This is a genomic window from Streptococcus bouchesdurhonensis, from assembly GCF_948472335.1.
In genome coordinates, this window is record NZ_CAOKTW010000004.1 from 120,717 (window position 1) to 139,193 (window position 18,477).

An 18,477-nucleotide genomic window follows, 5' to 3' on the forward strand; every position below is an offset into this window, starting at 1 on the left:
TCCTTTATTCAAAAATTCCAGCTAGAACATTTACTTGTCCTAATAGTAACAAAATTCCCATTAAAATAATGAGGAAACCACCAATTTTCTTCATTAGCATCATATGACGTTTGATTTTACTAAAATAAGGCATGACTAGACCTGAAGCTAGAGCCAAGACCAAGAAAGGAAGAGCCATCCCCAGAGTGTAAATAAGAGTATAGATAGCACCTTGCCAAGCTCCATTGCCTCCAGAAGCCGCAAGCGCTAAAACAGAACTTAAAACTGGACCAATACAAGGCGTCCAACCAAAGCTAAAGGTAATACCGAGTAAAAAGGCTGACCAATAACGATTGGCTTCTGATTTCTTAAAAGTAAAGCTTTTTTGAACCTCTAATTTCTTAAAATGAAAAATTTCCATCTGGTGAAGTCCCAAAATGATAATAATTGTTCCCATAACATATCGAAACCAATTTGCATAGAGAATATGACCAAAGTAACCAGCACCAAAGCCTAGAATAAAGAAAATGAGTGAAATACCTGCGATAAAGCAAAGTGTTCGAATCAAGCCTGACCAGAGAACCTTTCTCCCAAATAAAGAAAAGCTTTTTGCGCTTTCCTGATCATCCAATAAAATCCCAGCATAGACTGGCAGAAGAGGAAAAATACAGGGAGAAAAGAAGGACAAGACCCCTGCTAAAAAAACGGAAATTGAAAATACTATCGTTTCCAATAAAGAACCAACTTTCTTAAGATTTCTAATCCTATTTTACTATATTCAATTTCATTTGTATGCTTTCTGCTACGCAAAATCGTATCGGGCACTACTGGACCAATCTTTTCTTTTGCTAGTCAAGGCGGATCTTATCCCCCAAAATAGCCAAAAAGCAACGACAAGGGTTACTCGTCGCTGCTTTTGTGAACGAAAATGTCTTTTAGATCGACATTTCATAAATCAAGTTTTACTTGAGTTTGGCAAGGATTACTTTAAGCTCCTCTACTAGTTTAGCTTCTGTCTCTGCTGAGCCATTTTCCTCTTTCACGAAATCAAGGGTTTCTTGGAGAAGGTTTTGGGCTTTAGCAAGGACTTTTTTATCTACTTTTTCTGCATCTAGCTGTCCAAGAACTTTTGTCAATTCCGTGCTTAATTGCTGGATTTCTGACTCTTTCTTACGGCGAACCAACCAGAAGGCAATCACACCTAGAAGGGCGAGTAGACCGACTACAATCACTCCTGCTGGAACTGAGTTTGTTTCAGTCATCTTATCTGAATCCTTACTATCTTCCGTTCCTTGTTTGGCATCTTTCTTGTCCTGTGCAGGCTTGCTGTCGCTAGCATTTGCTTTCACATCTTTGAGAGAGTCCAAGGCAGCCTTCACAGACTCTACTGCAGTACGTAGACCTTGCTCTGTCAAGGCACTATCTTCCAGAGCTTTTTGAGCATCTAGGAGGACCGCCTTGGCTGCATCGATTTTCGGATTAGATACTGTTGCCAAAGCTTTCAAGCGTTGGTCTAACTCTTGAGTCAAGGCACGAAGTTCAGACTTGTCAACTTGCTCTTGAGCTGGAGCTTGCGTGCTCGTTGAGCTAACTGAAGGACTTGCTGCCGCTCTAGGTGCTTGAGTCGGAGCTGGAGCAGGACTTGCAGGTTGACCCGAAGCAGTTGGTTGAGACGGTTGTGGAGCTGGCTCAGATGGAGCTGTTGGAGTCTCAGTAGCTCCTTGGTCTGGCTGAGTAGGAGTAGATGGTTGCGATGTTACGTTATACGAATCGGGAATTGGATAATATCGTTTTGATGGCAAGCTGACTGGTGTTGAAGAAGCACTAACTTCACTATTACCATGTTTAGCTGTCGCACTTACTTGAGTTCCTGCACTAGCCGCATTATGGGAAATTGTAACAACACCACTTACTCCATCAATGCTGACACCTGATTTTGTTGGTGTTAGGCTCCAGCTTGACCCTGATTTCGTAGCTACAACTTTGTCGCTTCCAATGCTAATTTCTACATGGTCTGCATTCGCACTTGGTGTTACCGTTACATTGGCATTCGCTTCGCTAGAGGCAACTGTTGGTTTTTCAGGTGTTGCTTCTTTAGCTACTGGTGCTGTCGCTCTTCTTTCATCACTAAACCAGGAACCACGTTCTCGTGGATTACCATCGTTTACGTTATTATTTACTTCGATAACAGTGAGTGCTCTAAATTTATCTGTTCCTATCTTATTAACTCCAGACTTATAATCAGACTGGGTAATAGTAATTTGGCGTGCAGAACCATCCCCATCATTATTAGGAGATATATCTTTAGAGGCAAGTATATTATAACCTTGGATAAGCTAATCCATCCGTACTCCCTCCATAATTAGAAATATCCGAACCTCCGGTTACCAAATATACTTTCATCTTTGCGCCATTAGGTAATTTAGGAACATAAGGAATTGTCACATCAATATTAGGTTTTTCATTAGCTTTACCTGCTAAGCTCGGGACACTTGCATCTGTACTATCATTTGGTGTATTAATAGTCGGCTTCTGAAAAGGGAGATAGTATCCAAATTGTGTCGTCTGACTACCGCTTGAAGTAGTTACTGTTACATTCAATAAATACTGACCCCTGCGCGGAGTAATTCCGTCGAAAGTCAAAGATGCTTCACTCCCATTGACAGAAGATTCGACCTTTAACCCCATGTTTTCATGACCAGTTACAGATATGCTAGTAATTTTCTCATGATTTGATTTAGCACTAATTTTCAAAATATTACCAAATACTCTATCTCCACCTGGTACTACTAGTATATTAGAAACTTCTATTTGTTTACGTACTGCATTCCATCTCCCAATTGTTAATCCTGCTATATTCCGTCTTTTTCTTACATGAACTCCTCTTTCCTCAGAATTTTCCTCCTATCATTTTTTGACATCATCACTTGATTACCATCTAGTAACTTGTGAGCTTTTTCGACAAGTTCTCCAGAAATCTTTCCGTCGTCTGAAAGTCCTAACTTTTCGTTGATAGTATCTGCTAAGTTTTTAAAAGCTGCTGCCGACTCAGGATTGGATTCTTTCAATCTTTTAGATGCATCTATCAATTTATCATATAACTGATCCCCATCTTCTTCTTGAGATTGATCTATCTTATCTTCTCTATTAGCTTCTTCTTTGATAATTGAGGATTTTTCTTCCAACTCTGGTTGTACTTCTTTTTTATCTTTTTCTACCTCGGACACAGTAGATAATTCACCAGATACAGGTTTAACTACACCATCAACTTTTTCATCACCTTTATTCTCTACTGTTGACTTAGCTTTTCCTTCACTATCTTTAGATGAAGTTCCTGGCTCTTTTTTCTCTGTCTCTTGAGTGTTTGGTTTAGCTCCTTCTTGTTCTACGTTAAGATTTTGATTGCTTGTATCTGATGGCGGTAAGACAGATGGATTCCCAGTGTTGCCATTTCCATCCTGACTGACCACTTCTGTATTTACTTCCGCCGCCTGGACTTCTGTCGCTGGATTAGCTATAAAAAAGACAGACCCTAGCAAGACTGAGACTGCTCCAATTGAAAACTTGCGTATAGAAAAGCGTTGACGCTCATTCATTTTAAACTGTTTCATAGTTTTTCCTTTCTTTCTACCCTGTCTTTGCTCCTCTAGCCATGTTCATGCAGGCATCAACTCGCAATAAAAACAGGAAAACATGACCTTTTTTCATCTTAAACAAATGACAAAAAGGCCCATTGTCTACTAATACTTCATTATATCAACTTAGTTCCCTTCCTTCAACCTCACTTTGTTTTAGAAAATCGATGATTATATATATATATATATATTTCTTATTTTAAAGGATTTAGAGGCTCCTTATTTGTAAATTTAGTATATTTTTCGTTATTTTCAGAAATTTTAAATTTATATGACATTCAAAAGAAGCTGTTCGTCTTGCTATCTATCGCCAGCAAGAACTATCCTAGACTCAGCAAATAAAAAAACAGGCTCTCCGAAAAATACTTACCTATCACGGAAGGAATAGTTGTTCCTCTTTTTTATTACTAAAATTCAAAAATTCCAGAGCTTTTTTCAAGAGCAAATCCGTATATTCTGGATCTTCTTGGGCTACTTCTATTTCCCGCTGAACTTTTTCCAAATCATCTGTAATCACTCCATCTACTCCTAAGTGAAGAGATTTGCTGATAGCTTCTGAATCATTGACAGTCCAAACATAAAGTTTCTGATCCGTTGTCCATAGTTTGCTTACAAAATATTCATCCAAGGTTGAGTACTCCATAGTATATCCTGTCGCCCTTGTTTTAGGAAAGACAGAATTGTAGGGCATGATGAAATAAACTGGCAGTTCGGCATCATACTGTCTTACTTTTTCGACAACATGGTAGTCTAAAGACTGGATTTGATGTCCATAAATCTTGAGCTTTGCAGCATAACGGGCTAAAAAGCGGTCCATCATGTCTGGACTATCTTTTTTACTGGTTTTAATTTCAATTAGTAATTTTTGACCAAGTTCGTTGGCTCGACTGAGATAATCTTCAAAGCTTGAAATTTTAGTCTGGTAGCCATTTTCAAAAATATCAATCCCTTTAAGCTCCTCCAAGTTTAAGTCTTGAGGACTTTTATTGATACCTGCTAGATTTTTCAAGTTAGCATCATGTATCATGACAAACTGCCCATCTTTTGTTTCCTGCACGTCCGTCTCCACCAAGTCTGGTTTGAGTTGTGCTGTAGTTTCCAAGGACTCTACTGTATTTTGAATCCCATTTGCATTGGAAACCCCTCGGTGAGAAATAAGCTGAGGTAGATGAACCATGGGAGCCTCCAGATAAATATAACCTTCTAAGGCAAAGAAAAGACTGGCACAAGTCATGACTCCCCATCGCATGATGTGATCTTTTCTCTCCGAGGAAGCATATCCAGCTCCTTTCCTGTCAAAAATGAAACAAATTTAACCAAAAAATAAGTCAGAGCCATATAATAGAGATTTTTAATCACGACAAAATTCAAAATACCAAGAATCAGAGACTCTCTCTGAGTGATATCATCTACCAAAGTTTGAGCCAATAATAAAGGAATCAAAGGAAGATAAAATAATAAATGTGCTTTGAGCAAGATGTAAAATAAATTCCAAGCATAAAAAGTAACTCTCTTCTTGGTTTTCTCCAAGCTAAACATCACTGCTTCTCGAACAGTCAGCTGATCATATACAATCTTCGGAAGGGCAAACATCAATCTGACAGAGACATAGAGAAAGATAAGAGATAGAAGTAGGATGCTCAGCCACCACATCCAATATTTATCTTCTAAATAAGCTTGGATAAACTCTGGAATGACGATTTTATTAAGATAATAAATCTTCAGCATTTTCCGTATAAAAGGAAAAAGCATAGCTATATAGAAAAAGATAAACAAGGCTTTAGCGCAAGTTAGCTTTTTCATAAATCCAAAACTTTCATGGAAAACCTTGCGGATATACTCAATTAGCCTTCGCTTTTCATTATAGAGGAGATGACGAGCACCAATAAAGAGGAGTCCTATTTGAAAATAAGCAACCAGAAGGTTAATTACAATCAAGGCTAAAAAAGCTAGACTAATCAATGGAGAATGAGTAAGGATGGCTAAGACATTGTTATAGGAAATAAAAAGATAACCTGTCTGATCTAATAAGAAGCTAGCCAACCATGAATTGAATGGTACCCACAAATACTCCACTATCATAAAAATCAAGAAAAAGAGAAAGAGGATTTTATCAAGATTGAGGTAAATCTGTTTAAGACCCAATTTTTTAGGTTTTTCAGGTTTCATAGGCACTCCTAGTCAAATAATTGAGACAAGTCCAAGCCACCAAAAGGATTGTTTGATAAGCTACTTTCTGTCTCTAACAATTCCCTAGCTTGATCCGACTCTAAGAAGGATTCGTAAACACGCGCCGTCATCCGAGCATCCTCTAAACTATTATGAGACTGACCTTGAAATCCAAGAAATGAGGCAACAGTTTGCAATTTGAGATTGGCAATACCATGTAAATCTGAACTCCGACGTTCAAAAGCTTCATCATACAAATCCACCTTGTACTGTTGGCTATAGTCTAAACCATGCTCTGCTAAAATAGGTAAATCACTTTTAGCAGCATTGTAGCCTATCATCAGCAAAGCACCCACAAACTCTTGGAATTCTTGTATGACTTCCTCCACTGGAGGGGCATCTTTTAATGTCTCAGCTGTAATCCCAGTCAAACCATTGATAAAACTCTTTAGAGGCACACTAGTATGGACATAGGAATCATAGGCATCGATTTCCTGACCATCTCTAAAACGCACTGCCGATACTTGAATCAAGTGTGTTTGTCCTTCGTGCTGATTAAATTCTAAGTCAAAAGCAATGTAATCTTCTAATCGTTCCATTTTCTACCTCTCCTATACTGTTATTTTATACTCTTCGAAAATCTCTTCAAACCGCGTCAGCTTCGCCTTGCCGTAGATATAGTTACTGACTTCGTCAGTTTTATCCGCAACCTCAAAAACATGTTTTGAGCTGACTTCGTCAGTCTTATCTACAACCTCAAAGCAGTGCTTTGAGCAGCCTGCGGCTAGCTTCCTAGTTTGCTCTTTGATTTTCATTGAGTATTACTTGAGCAACTATACTATTTAGATTAGAAATAAAAGAAGCCATCAGGTTAGCATGTAACCTAAACAGCTCCTTGATTATCCTCCAAATAAACGAGCAAAAAATCCTTTCTTAGTGGATTGGACTTCTTCTTTTGCTTGGTCCAGCTCTAGCTTAAGATTTTCTTGATCCTTCATGGCTTGAAGGGTCAATTGTTGCTGCTGATCGAGTTGTTTGTCTTTCTCAGCAATCTGACGGTCTTTGATACGCATCTGCTCGTCTTTTTCTGATAACTGACGATCCTTGGCTTTTAATTGTTCATAGAGACGAAGAATTTCTGCATTCTTCTCATCAACCAGAATCTCCATCAGTTCACGTTGCTTGACATCTTCACTGACAGGCTCATCTTCAAAAATCGTTTTTTTATAGATTTCTTCTAGCTTAATCAAGCCACTTCTGGTAACAACTGTTACCCCTTTGTCATTTTTATCTGTGTCTTCTTCTGGTAATTCTTTGACACGGTTATTGATTGCTTGGCGAGATAATCCTAAGACCTCTGCAATCTCACTGACGGTCATTTCAATACTCATAATATCCTCTGAAACGTTTTCTAGCTTTTCTTTACTTAAATCTTATCATAAGCTAGAAAAACTGTCAAATTTCCGCTTAATCTAAAGCCTTCAAAAAGGCTAACAAGACTTGGGCAGAGCGACGTCCAGCTTCGATAATAAACTCATCAAAAGAGATGTTTGCTTCATTGTTGGCATTGTCACTCATAGCTCGAATGACTAAAACTGGGAGATTAAGGGCATGCGCTGCCTGAGCAATAGCTGCTCCTTCCATCTCAACTGCTAAAACTTCTGGGAAATGGGACTTAATCGCTTCTATCTTATCATTTCCTGCAACAAAACTATCTCCTGTAGCAATCAAACCAAGATGCCAGTTCTGGTCCAATTGAGATAAACTCTCTTGGATTTTGGCAACAAAGGTTTTATCTGATTCGAAATAAAGCGGTTGTTGCGCCATTTGTCCATAAGCATAGCCAAAAGCTGTGACATCCACATCATGATAGGCTAATTTGTCAGCAATCACGACATCCCCAACAGCGATACCTTCTGCTACTGCCCCAGCTGATCCCGTGTTAATCAAAGCATCCACTTGAAAATGATCAGCCAAAATCGCCACACTCATAGCAGACATGACCTTACCAATTCCACTCTCTACAAGAACGACTTCATGAGAAGCAATGGTGCCTTTATGATAGGTATTTCCTAAGACAACTTGCTCTTGGGCATTTTCTAAATGCTGGACCAAATAAGCTAGTTCTTCTGGCATAGCTGCAATAATTCCTATTTTCATTTCAATTCCTTTTCTATTACAAAAGTTTCATTGCTAAGACAAGCAAAATCAAGAGAAAGATGACTGCAAATAAAATCTTATTCAACTTAGAATTGAAGACATTTCTCTTGGTATTTTCAATGCGACGACTTTTATGAATAGATGGTTCAACCTGAATCTTCAAGGTTTCCTGACTAAAGCCATGTCCCTTAGGATTGGCATAACCAAAACGGGAAGAAGAGGTTGGTAAAATCTTAGTCTCCTCATTATCATCTAGCAAAGGAGGACCTGAAATTTTTTCGCCTCTATTAGCTCTTTCAATCATTTCATCCGTTAATAAAGGTTTACCCATACTGACCTCCTCTATTTTTTGTGCAATTCCCAATATTGTACAGCCATAATTGTCTTGGCATCACAGATATGACCTGATTGGATCAATTCCTTGGCTTCTTCTAAGCTCACTTCAAGGACTTCCAAGGTCTCATCCTCATCCTGCGGACGCGGATTTTCCACTTTTGTCAAATCACTGGCTAGGTATAGTTTTAACTTTTCATTACAAAAGCCAATGGCTGAGTAAAAATCATATAAGAGTTCTAATTTCCCTGTATAGGCTGTTTCTTCCTCTAATTCACGAAGAGCAGCTGCTACAGGGTCTGTATTTTCTCCTACTTCTAATTTTCCTAGCTGGAATTTCGTAAGAGACAGCCTCGATGGCCTTGCGGTACTGCTTGACCAAGATAAGTTTTTGTTCATCTGTTACAGCTAAAACGCAGACAGCTCCATTGTGGAAAATCAAATCCCGTTGGGCAGTTCCCTTGCCTTCTGGTAATTCAACCTGATCTTGGACCAGTTTAAATATTGGTCCTTGATAGATTTCTTTTCGGCTAAGCGTTTTTTCTTCAAATTCCATGATAGGCTCCTACTGATTATTAGGATGATGAGGAAGACGTGTTGCATATTCGTCTTTGTTGACCTGATGTCCGCGACCAATAGCAATCGCATCTGCTGGCACGTCTTTGGTAATAGTTGAACCAGCACCAACGAGGGAATTGTCTCCAAGTTCTACTGGCGCAATAATGGTTGAATTTGATCCAACAAAGACATTGTTGCCAATGACTGTCTTGTATTTGTTTTTACCATCATAGTTGACTGTAATGGTTCCTGCACCGAAATTAACCTTGCTTCCCACTTCACAGTTTCCGATATAAGTCAAATGACCAGCCTTAGTATTCTCACCGATTGAAGAACCTTTCACCTCAACAAAGTTACCAATATGAACTTGGGCACCCAGACTTGAACCTGGACGAATGTGGGCATAAGGACCGACTGTCACACCGTCTGCAACACTACTTTCCTCAATCATAGAATTGGTAATAATCGCTCTTGCTCCGATAGTGCTATTCACTACATAAGTACCATTTGTCAAAACAGTCCCAGCACCAATTTTCGTTTGCCCCTTCAAGGTAACATTGGCTTCGATTTGAACTTCAGGCGCAATCTCAACATCAATATCAATATAAGTTGCCTCTGGATTGACAAAGCTAACACCGTTGACCATGTGTTTATGATTGATACGACGACGCATGACTGACTCAGCAGTCGCAAGAGCCACACGGTCATTTACACCAAGACTTTCATCAAAATCTTTCAAAGTATAAGCACCAACTTTTTCACCGGCTTCACGGAAAATGCCAATGACATCTGTGATATAGTATTCTCCTTGAGCATTGTTGGTATTGATATTTTTCAAAGCCTCAAACAAACGTTCGTTGTCAAAAACGTATGTTCCAGTGTTGATTTCCTTGATTTGTTTTTCAAAATCTGTGGCATCCTTTTGCTCAACAATACGAAGAACCTCAGCATTGTCATTACGAACAATTCGTCCATAGCCAAAAGGATTATCCGTTTCAGCAGTCAAGATAGTGGCCACATTTTTATGATTGATGTGGAAATCAATCAAGTTTTTCAAACTTTCACCAGTGATTAAAGGAGTATCTCCTGCAATGACCAAGGTGTGATGGACAAACCTTCTAAGATTGGCTCTGTCATCATAACTGCATGGCCTGTCCCTAACTGTTCAGATTGAGTCACAAATTCTGTCTGTCCAGCCAAGACCTCCTCAACCAATTCTGCCTTGTGTCCTACAACTGTTACTGTCTTTTCAGGTTGGATAGCTCCCACACTACGGAAAACATGTTCCAGCATAGAAATACCCGCAACCTTGTGCAACACTTTTGGCAAATCAGATTTCATGCGAGTCCCTTTACCCGCTGCTAAAATAATGGCAAAATTTGACATAATCTTCTCTTTTCTGTAGAAATTCCCTTTTATTATACCATATTTCAAATCATTCCGCGCTCTTGAATGAAAAAATGCTCCAAAGTCCTTTCCTTAACCCATTTTTTTGATTTTTTTTGATTTTTAGGGTAAAATCATAAGATATGAGAAAACAAATTCATCCACTTATTTTATTTGGTTTTTTTGGGATCATAATTTTCATTTTAATCATCAATCGCCCACTTAATGACAACCAATCCTTTAAAACAAAATCCAACATAGCGCAGATTGAAGCACAGGCTTTGAAACACTTAGACAAACCGATTATTGACCTCTCTGGCTGGCAGCGTCCTGAGGAAATCAACTACGATGCCCTCTCACAAAATATTTCAGGCGCTATTGTTCGTGTTCACAGTGGTGCTCAAACGACAAAAGAAAATGATGCTTCCTTTATCAATGGAATAGACAAGGCCTATAAGAGTCATATCACTGAACTTCAAAAGCGGAATGTCCCAGTTGGGGTCTACGCTTATGTAGCTGGAAAAAGTGTCCAAGAAATGGAAAAGGCCGCCGAAGTTTTCTACAATGCTGCCTCTCCTTACAGCCCTAGTTACTATTGGCTAGACGTAGAAGACAAAACCATGTCCAATATGAACGAGGGTGTTGAAGCCTTTCGAGCAAAACTAGCATCACTAGGTGCTAAAAACATCGGCATCTACGTTGGGGTCTATTTCATGGAAGAACATAGTATTGATACAGGCAAGTTTACCTCTGTTTGGATTCCGTCCTACGGCTCTAACTCAGGATTTTTGGAGAGCAGTCCTAAAACTGACTTAGATTATGATATTCACCAATACACATCTAAAGGAAAAATTGCGGCTTTGACCACGATTTGGATATCAACGTCATCTCTCCCTTAAAAAACAAAGAAGAAACCTTTAGAAAAATCTTTTTAAAACCTTAAAAGCATTTGTTTAGCATTTGCTTTTTCTTTTTGTGTTTGATTGTGATACAATATAGTAAGGATTTTTTGAAATAGAAATAGTTGGAGGAACTATATGCTCTCATGGTTAGCGCGCCTTATTAAAGGGATTGTGATTGCTCTTGGATTTATCTTCTGGGAATTTAGGAGGGGTTCTAGCAGCAATCTTAGGAATCTATGAACGAATGATTGGTTTTCTGGCCCATCCCTTTAAAGACTTTAAAGAAAATGTTTTGTACTTTATTCCAGTTGCCATCGGTATGCTTCTGGGAATCGGCTTATTTTCTTATCCGATTGAATACTTGCTTGAAAATTATCAGGTCTTTGTCTTATGGAGCTTTGCAGGTGCCATCATTGGTACGGTTCCTAGCCTTCTTAAAGAATCAACTCGAGAATCTGACCGAGACAAGATTGATTTAGCTTGGTTCTGGGCAACCTTTATCATTTCTGGGCTAGGTCTCTATGCCTTAAATTTTGTAGTTGGAACCTTAAGTGCCAGCTTTCTTAATTTCGTCCTAGCTGGTGCACTGCTGGCTCTTGGCGTATTAGTTCCTGGTCTCAGTCCATCAAATCTACTTTTGATTTTGGGACTCTATGCTCCTATGTTGACTGGTTTTAAAACCTTTGACCTCTTGGGAACCTTCTTCCCGATGGAATCGGAGCAGGCGCAACTCTCATCATTTTTTCAAAATTGATGGATTATGCCTTAAACAACTACCACTCACGCGTCTATCATTTCATCATCGGTATCGTCCTATCAAGTACTCTTTTGATTTTGATTCCAAATGCAGGGAACGCTGAAAGTATCCAATACACTGGTCTTTCTCTTGTTGGGTATGTCATCATCGCCTTCTTCTTTGCGTTGGGAATTTGGTTGGTATTTGGATGAGCCAATTGGAGGATAAGTATAAATAATGGCAAAAAAAGTTAAAATCAAAAAAACATTGGTGGAACAAATCCTATCTAAAGCAGGTATCCCACATCAGGGGATTCAAATCAATGCCCTGGAAGGAGAGCTTCCTCAAAGTTATGAACGAGATCAGATTTTCAAAACCTTGGCTCTTTTGGAGACAAGACAGGACCGATTATCGGAATTGTCCCTATCACTCAGCACTTGTCTGAAAAGAAACTAGCTAAAATTTCTGGCAATAAAAAAGTGAGCATGATTCCACAAAAGGACTTGGAAAAAACAACTGGTTACATTCATGGAGCTAATAATCCTGTCGGAATTCGTCAGAAACACAATTACCCCATTTTTATCGATAAAATCGCCCTAGACTTGGATCAAATGATTGTCTCTGCTGGCGAAGTTGGTCACAGCATTATCGTCGCGCCACAAGACTTGGCTAACTTTGTAAAAGCCGACTTTGTAGATATTTTGGAGGACAGCAAGTAATGAAACTCTACTTTGTCCGCCACGGTCGTACCGTCTGGAACCAAGAAGGGCGTTTTCAAGGTGCTAGTGGAGATTCTCCCCTTCTTCCTGAATCCATTGAAACCCTAAAACAACTTGGCCAATATCTCAAGGAAATTCCTTTTAATCAGATTTATTCAAGCGATTTACCTCGAGCGGTCAGATCTGCCGAGATTATCCAAAGTCAACTCAGGACCCCCTGTCCTTTAGAAAGCGTTCCTAATCTCCGTGAATGGCAGCTGGGGAAGTTGGAAGGTTTGAAAATTGCAACCTTGGAAGCTATTTACCCGCAACAAATCCAGGCTTTCCGTACTAATCTTGCTCAATTTGACACTCAAATGTTTGGAGCCGAATCCCTCTATAGCACAACACAACGAACTATCCAATTTATCAAATCATTAAAAGATAGTCCATCTGAGCGTATTCTAATTGTCGGACACGGCGCCAATCTTACTGCCAGTCTTCGTACTCTTCTAGGATATAAAGAACCACTTCTTCGTAAAGATGGCGGTCTAGCAAATGCCAGCCTGACCATTCTAGAAACCCATGATTTTGAAACGTTTACTCTCGATACTTGGAATGATACTTCTTATCAATCATAATTATAGCCTAGTCTTCTGAACTAGAACCATAGGAGATATAGTCAGTTGAAACAAAAATAAGACAAAAGAGACTCGTAAAAAGGTATTGCAACTTGCCAATACCTTTTTGATATGAACACATGTCTTCTCAACAGAATTGTAGAGCAAAATGAAATATGAACTGAATAAATTGATTTGAGAATTTAAATCAATTTATAAGAATGTTTTAGAAGCAGTGATGTACTAGTTCAGATTCACTTTTCTATACTAATACTCTTCGAAAATCTCTTCAAACCGCGTCAACGTCGCCTTGCCGTACTCAAGTACAACCTGCGACTAGTTTCCTAGTTTGCTCTTTGATTTTCATTGAGTATAAGATGAGTAGGGAGGAAGAGGTAAAAGTTTATGCCCAAACTCTTCACATAAGAACTCTAGCTTACCCATTCTATGGAATCTTGCATTATCCATTAAAACTTCCAACTCATACTCTTCTAAAATCTATTCAAACCACGTCAGCTTCACATTATATATGTTGGTGACCTCATAAGACTTATCTGCAACCTCAAAGCTGTTCTTTGAGCAGCCTACAGCTAGCTTCCTAGTTTAATCTTTGCTTTTCACTGAGTATTAAGTTAAAAAATGGGGCTAGTCAAAAAGTCTTTAAAATCAAAAAACGCATAATATCAGGTATTGAAAACCTTGTACTATGCGTTTTATTGTGGGAAGATTTACTTCATTTTTTCCTGAAGTCGAGTTTTTTCCCTGACTTATTGATTTGGACTATTCGTTTGATGTACTACTGCTTGAGCTTGAATCTCCACCACCGATATATTGGGTAAAGATATTTTGGAAGGCTTGGTCCTTAACCTTGATATTGACTGCTTGCAATTCTTTTCCGATAATGCTTTGAACAAATGTTGAATCATTTTGTTTTTGAGTCAAGATAACAGTTTTTAATTTTTCTTTGTAGTCATCAATATTAGATGATTTTTCTGTTTTCTTAATGAGTTTTACAATGTAATATTGGCTACTGTAGGCTTGTGTGCCAGTTGCTGTAATCACATCAGAAACGCCGTTTACATCTAAAGCGAAAGCGGCTTTCTTGACTTGCTCAGGTACTTCCGTTGAAGCAGAATCAAAGGTAATTTCTCCACCATTTTCTTTTGTTTTTTCATCAGTTGAGTTATCTTTGGCTAATTGAGCAAAATCAGCACCTTCTGCCTTGGCTTTTTCGAGAACTTCTTTGGCCTTGTCTTCATTGTCCAAACGGATGATTTGAGCCGTTACATCTGGAGTGTATTCGTCAAAGGCCTTCTTGTAAGCATCATCTGTCAATTCAGCTTCTGCTGCCTTCTTAACTGCCAACTCAACTAATTTACTTGTACGAATTTGAGCTTTACGTGTTTCAAGAGTCATACCTGCTTGTGACAAGACACGTTGGTAGTTTTCACCATATTGTTTTTCTTCTTCGGCAATAGTATCATCAACCTCTTTATCATCAAGCTCTGAGCCATATTGTTTTTCAAAAACTTTTTGGATGGTCATATTTAACAAGACTTGTTGGGCTGAAGGGTTGCTTTTCACTTGCTCATAAAATTGATGTTCTGTGATGACATCCCCTTTCATGCTGATAAGGTCTGCCCCTTCTGAACCTTTCGAACAAGCTGCTAAAGTTGCTACTGATAATAGTGTAATGGCACCTGCCAATAGTTTTTTCTTCATGTCTACTCCTTTGAGATAAGTGTTACTCTATCTATTTTACTATATTTTCTTAAATTTTTCTGAAAATCATTCGCTGTCAGGCAATTGAACATCTGCTACATTTTTACGAAGCATGAGAATGCCGTCCCCCAGAGGTACTAATGTTGCGGTGAGTCCTGGATTGTCTAAGGTTGCATCAAATAGTCTTTGAAGTCCTCGATAAATGGTTCGCTGGCCACGACGAACTTCCATAATGTCCTTGGCAACATCACCACCTTGAAAAATATCATCCAAGACAACCACACCTCCAACTTCCAAATGTTTGAGGATTTCTGGCAGAAAGACGATGTATTTAGACTTGGCAGAATCCATAAAGACGAAATCATAAGACTCTGTCAGTGTAGATAAGACGTCTACCGCATCTCCCTCTAGGAGAGTGATTTGCTTGCGACTGTCAAACTGGGCAAAATTTTCCTTGGCAAAACCAATCATTTCTGGATTACGGTCAATGGTTGTAATCTTAGCATTTGGCGCATGCTCTGCCATCAAGAGAGCTGAAAAACCGATAGCCGTCCCAATTTCCAGAATGTTTTTAGGTTGCATGGTTTCCATGAGAAACCTGAAATAAACAACCGTTTCATGGGGAATAATGGGAATATTTTCCTTGCGGGCAAAGTCTTCCAATTCTTTCAAGGAACCTGTGACTTGCTTTTGACGCTGACGCATCAAGTCTACAATTTCTTCCTTGACGACAGGGCGACGCATGTTATGGTTGGCATTTTTACTATACGATTCAACCATCTTACGCCAATCCCAATTTTTCAACAAGGGCTTCAAACTCATTCAAACGACGTTCAAAGACTGCAAAGGCATCGTTGAGATAGTCTTCCTTCTCCATATCAACGCCAGCTTTTCTCATGACATTAAGTGGATAGTCAGATTTACCTGCCTTGAGGTAGTCGATATAGCGGTCACGGTCTTCTTGACTACCATGGACAATTTTTTCAGCCAAGGCTGAGGCCGCCGCAAAGCCTGTTGAATATTGGTATACATAGTAGTTATAGTAGAAGTGTGGAATCCGAGCCCACTCGTATTGGATTTGGATTGTCTTCCTTACTCAAACCATAATACTCTTGGTTCAAGTCAGCATAGAGTTTATTTAAGAAATCGCTTGTCAAGACTTCACCATTTTGATCCGCTTGGTGAATCGCGTGTTCAAACTCAGCAAATTGAGTTTGGCGGAAAACTGTCCCACGGAAACCGTCTAGGAAGTTATTGAGAATAGCAAAGCGCGTTGCATCGTCTTCCACTTCTTCCAATAATTTCTCCGTCAAGATATTTTCATTGGTCGTTGAGGCAATCTCAGCCAAGAAGATCGAATAATCTCCGTAAACATAAGGTTGCGTTTCACGAGTATAGCTTGAATGCATACTGTGACCTGTTTCATGAACAAGAGTAAAGAGATTGTCCAGATTGTCCTGCCAGTTAAGAAGCATAAAGGCATTGGTATCGTAAGAACCACCAGAATAGGCACCTGAACGCTTTCCTTGGTTTTCGTAAACATCAATCCAACGCTCGCTGAAGGCACGTTTAACACGGCTCAAGTAATCCTCACCCAAGACTGCCAAGGCATCTTCTGCTTTTCTCAAGGCTTCTTGGTAGGTAAAACTATATTCAACAGATGAAAGTGGTGTGTAGACATCGTACATCTTGAGATCTGAAATTCCCAAGATTTTTGAACGAAGTTCAAGGTAACGATGCAAGAGTGGCAAATGCTTGCGAACTGCTGCTACCAAATTGTCATAAACATTTTCTGGAACAAAATTAGCCGCTAGGGCTGCATGACGAGCGCTCTTGTAGTTGCGAACTTTAGCACGATAGTTTTGCACCTTAACATTGGTTTGCAAGGTTTTAGCATAGGTGTGTTGGAATTGTTCGTAAGTCGCATAAAGGGCTTGATAGGCCCCACGGCGAATCTCACGATTTTTAGACTCCATCAAACGTGTGTAGGTCCCATGAGATAGCTGAACTTCCTTACCATCATCGTCGAGGACATAAGGGAACACAATATCCGCATTGTCCAAAATAGCGAAGGTTTCGCTTGCTGAACCAAAGATTTCTCCAGCTCCAGCTAATAATTCTTCTTCGCGTTGTGAAAGAACATGATCCTTTCCTTGCAAAAGCTTGTCAAAATAGTGTTGATAAACCTGCAATTTTGGTTGAGACTCTAAAAAGTCAGCATACTGCTTTTCACTAATTTCCATAAATTCAGGATCATAGAATGAAAAGGCTTGGTCTAGCTGACTATAGAGTGTCATTGCTTTGGCATAGTACTCTTGATACTTAGCTTCACGTGTATCCTGATCATTCTTCATATGAGCATAAACGTAAAGCTTCTCCATCTGGCGTTCCATTTCAAGAGAAAATTCAGTAATTTCGAGTAGGCTATCCGCACTATCCAAGAGATGGCCTTCATACTGGGCTACTGTCTCCAGCTGTTCTGTTAAATCTTTTAAGGCTTCTTCCCAAGCCTGGTCAGTTGGGTAGATCGTTGATAGATCCCATGTATCTTTTTCATTTATTTCGTTTCTTTGTAATACCATTAGATTCCTCCATCCTTTCTATTCTACCATATTTTTCAAGAAATATTGCTGATAAAAGGCTGGTGGATAAAGCTTTTGCCAATCATTTTGAGGATTTTCTTGGTAATAGATTTGAAAATACTGATAATAGCTGGTCAAATCCTTCTCAATTTGGCAAAAATCACCTACTAGTGGTCGAATTTGTGGATACCATTCTTTCAGCCCATAAGTCAGGACATTTTCTCCCTTTTGATAGGCTTCTGCTTGTTCTTTCATCCAAATGGGATTTTGATAGTACAGTTGTTGCTTGGATATAACAACAGATGTCCTTATCCTCAGAAACTGTAAAATGAGATATTTTTTGTTTCTTATAGGGAAAACGTAATATCTCCAGTAGACTACCTTGACCACAGGGAAATTCCTTGATTTGATAATGGAGTTTACCTCGAAGATCCTGGTGTATGAGATATTTAAGCCTTAAAATCTGCTTTCCCTTGTCTACTTCCCAAACATAAAAGCCCATGTTTTGACTAAAATAGAGAAAACCTTGTTGCAGACGAGTCAAACGCTCCTTGAGCCAAAGTTTTTCTCCCAGTAGCCACAGTACTTGGTAACCCTGGCTACGATAACCCTCACTGCGCTCTTTAAGAACTTTTTGTGGCAAGGGACTACATTGAACCTCTAAAGCTAGATTGCCATTTACAAACACATCCGCAATCTGTTTAAGTTCTGGAAGCAGGTATTCTAATTGAACCTCTGAATCTTTTTTCAACCAGTGATAAAGTGATTCCTTATTGGCCAGATGTTCTGAACTTTCATTTTCAGAGGAATAATCACAGTCTTTTAAGGATTTATGGGCAAAATGGGTCCGTACACTTGGTCCTTGACGCAAACGAAGCTGACCTCCACAAGCTGGGCAGGTGTATGCTTGCTTCTCAAGCTTATCCTCTAACACATTTACCAATTTTCCCCTAGCATCTCTCGCAACAAACATGATTTCCCTCCTTTTCTATATTAT

General features: G+C 39.2%; 12 protein-coding genes and 10 pseudogenes. 4 read left to right on the plus strand and 18 right to left on the minus strand.

All coding sequences use genetic code 11. The annotated features are described in order from the left end of the window. Positions 1–4 precede the first annotated feature (4 nt). The 13 genes and pseudogenes from ccdA2 to glmU all read right to left on the minus strand — a co-directional run bounded on the left by ccdA2 (position 5) and on the right by glmU (position 10,220). Positions 5–712 (minus strand): thiol-disulfide oxidoreductase-associated membrane protein CcdA2, encoded by a 708-nt coding sequence (ccdA2, locus tag QMQ21_RS08035; RefSeq protein WP_014017248.1) that lies wholly within the window; start codon positions 710–712, stop codon positions 5–7. A gap of 229 nt (positions 713–941) precedes the next feature. Then, complete coding sequence (locus QMQ21_RS08040; protein ID WP_025170644.1) at positions 942–1,358, minus strand: EGFR-like transmembrane domain-containing protein; 417 nt, start codon at positions 1,356–1,358, stop codon at positions 942–944. A gap of 27 nt (positions 1,359–1,385) precedes the next feature. Next, positions 1,386–1,589: pseudogene (locus QMQ21_RS08045) on the minus strand (hypothetical protein); the annotation flags it as partial. Positions 1,590–2,298: 709 nt separating this feature from the next. Next, positions 2,299–2,733 carry a hypothetical protein gene (locus QMQ21_RS08050; protein ID WP_261814223.1) on the minus strand — a complete coding sequence of 145 codons (435 nt, stop codon included), beginning with the start codon at positions 2,731–2,733 and terminating at the stop codon, positions 2,299–2,301. A gap of 116 nt (positions 2,734–2,849) precedes the next feature. Beyond that, positions 2,850–3,590: a YSIRK-type signal peptide-containing protein gene (locus QMQ21_RS08055; RefSeq protein WP_261814224.1), complete on the minus strand. Its 741-nt coding sequence runs from the start codon at positions 3,588–3,590 to the stop codon at positions 2,850–2,852. A gap of 397 nt (positions 3,591–3,987) precedes the next feature. Further along, positions 3,988–5,783: pseudogene (locus tag QMQ21_RS08060) on the minus strand (glycerophosphoryl diester phosphodiesterase membrane domain-containing protein). 8 nt (positions 5,784–5,791) lie between these two features. Continuing rightward, entirely contained in the window at positions 5,792–6,382 is a 591-nt protein-coding gene (locus tag QMQ21_RS08065) for a 3'-5' exonuclease (RefSeq protein ID WP_000440243.1), read from the minus strand. A 12-nt stretch (positions 6,383–6,394) separates the two neighbouring features. Further along, positions 6,395–6,598, minus strand: a complete 204-nt coding sequence (locus tag QMQ21_RS08070) for a hypothetical protein (RefSeq protein ID WP_000693056.1) — start codon at positions 6,596–6,598, stop codon at positions 6,395–6,397. Between the two features lie 84 nt (positions 6,599–6,682). After that, a complete protein-coding gene (gene rocS / locus QMQ21_RS08075; protein WP_000021242.1) occupies positions 6,683–7,174 on the minus strand; it encodes a chromosome segregation protein RocS in 492 nt (163 codons plus the stop codon). Between the two features lie 76 nt (positions 7,175–7,250). Then, on the minus strand, positions 7,251–7,943 hold the full coding sequence (locus QMQ21_RS08080) for a 5'-methylthioadenosine/adenosylhomocysteine nucleosidase (protein ID WP_000689793.1): 693 nt from the start codon (positions 7,941–7,943) through the stop codon (positions 7,251–7,253). Positions 7,944–7,959: 16 nt separating this feature from the next. Further along, positions 7,960–8,274 carry a cell wall synthase accessory phosphoprotein MacP gene (gene macP, locus QMQ21_RS08085; RefSeq protein ID WP_000517867.1) on the minus strand — a complete coding sequence of 105 codons (315 nt, stop codon included), beginning with the start codon at positions 8,272–8,274 and terminating at the stop codon, positions 7,960–7,962. A gap of 11 nt (positions 8,275–8,285) precedes the next feature. Beyond that, positions 8,286–8,832, minus strand: a pseudogene (locus QMQ21_RS08090) (NUDIX hydrolase). A gap of 9 nt (positions 8,833–8,841) precedes the next feature. Beyond that, positions 8,842–10,220: pseudogene (gene glmU, locus QMQ21_RS08095) on the minus strand (bifunctional UDP-N-acetylglucosamine diphosphorylase/glucosamine-1-phosphate N-acetyltransferase GlmU). A 143-nt stretch (positions 10,221–10,363) separates the two neighbouring features. On the opposite strand from glmU, the pseudogene QMQ21_RS08100 reads away from it, so the two are divergent. The 4 genes and pseudogenes from QMQ21_RS08100 to QMQ21_RS08115 all read left to right on the plus strand — a co-directional run bounded on the left by QMQ21_RS08100 (position 10,364) and on the right by QMQ21_RS08115 (position 13,197). Further along, positions 10,364–11,163 (plus strand): annotated as a pseudogene (locus tag QMQ21_RS08100) (GH25 family lysozyme). A gap of 94 nt (positions 11,164–11,257) precedes the next feature. Continuing rightward, positions 11,258–12,096 (plus strand): annotated as a pseudogene (locus tag QMQ21_RS08105) (DUF368 domain-containing protein). Then, positions 12,096–12,577, plus strand: a pseudogene (locus QMQ21_RS08110) (aminoacyl-tRNA deacylase). Before QMQ21_RS08105 ends, QMQ21_RS08110 begins: the two co-directional pseudogenes overlap by 1 nt. Continuing rightward, positions 12,577–13,197 carry a histidine phosphatase family protein gene (locus QMQ21_RS08115; RefSeq protein ID WP_023937379.1) on the plus strand — a complete coding sequence of 207 codons (621 nt, stop codon included), beginning with the start codon at positions 12,577–12,579 and terminating at the stop codon, positions 13,195–13,197. The pseudogene QMQ21_RS08110 and the gene QMQ21_RS08115 overlap by 1 nt, the downstream one beginning before the upstream one ends. Positions 13,198–13,554: 357 nt before the next feature. Here QMQ21_RS08115 and QMQ21_RS08120 read toward each other — a convergent pair. The 5 genes and pseudogenes from QMQ21_RS08120 to QMQ21_RS08140 form a co-directional block, all read right to left on the minus strand. Next, positions 13,555–13,650 (minus strand): annotated as a pseudogene (locus QMQ21_RS08120) (IS630 family transposase); the annotation flags it as partial. Positions 13,651–13,956: 306 nt separating this feature from the next. Further along, a complete protein-coding gene (prsA, locus tag QMQ21_RS08125) occupies positions 13,957–14,898 on the minus strand; it encodes a peptidylprolyl isomerase PrsA (RefSeq protein ID WP_000727950.1) in 942 nt (313 codons plus the stop codon). Between the two features lie 66 nt (positions 14,899–14,964). Then, positions 14,965–15,678, minus strand: a complete 714-nt coding sequence (locus QMQ21_RS08130; protein WP_007285038.1) for an O-methyltransferase — start codon at positions 15,676–15,678, stop codon at positions 14,965–14,967. Position 15,679: 1 nt separating this feature from the next. Next, positions 15,680–17,480, minus strand: a pseudogene (gene pepF, locus QMQ21_RS08135) (oligoendopeptidase F). A gap of 18 nt (positions 17,481–17,498) precedes the next feature. Next, positions 17,499–18,453 (minus strand): annotated as a pseudogene (locus QMQ21_RS08140) (competence protein CoiA). Positions 18,454–18,477: the final 24 nt, after the last annotated feature.